The organism is Gordonia sp. DT219 (assembly GCF_049847065.1).
In the GTDB taxonomy this organism is placed as follows: domain Bacteria; phylum Actinomycetota; class Actinomycetes; order Mycobacteriales; family Mycobacteriaceae; genus Gordonia.
This window is the reverse complement of the sequence record NZ_JBNCNR010000133.1, coordinates 1-226: the sequence shown is the minus strand read 5'-3', so window position 1 is coordinate 226 and position 226 is coordinate 1. Positions and strand designations below refer to the sequence as shown.

At 70.8% G+C, this 226-nt stretch carries 1 pseudogene; it reads left to right on the top strand.

Annotated elements, in window-relative coordinates:
- Window positions 1-226, top strand: a pseudogene (locus ACPXB3_RS22740) (HNH endonuclease); the annotation flags it as partial.

Sequence of the window (226 nt, the reverse complement as noted above, 5' to 3'; positions counted from 1 at the left end):
ACCGACATCGACCTCGTCACCGCCCACGCCGCCGACGGCTCCATCTCCGCCGAACACGTCGACGCCATCGTCCGCGGACTCGCCCACATCGACCACCGCAGCCCCGAACCCGCCGACCCCCAAACCCGCTTCGCACAAGTGAGTACCCTGCTCTCGCACTACTTCGCCGGCGCCACCCCCGCCGACATCCGCGACCACGCCCGCACCCTCGGCAACCAGATCGCCG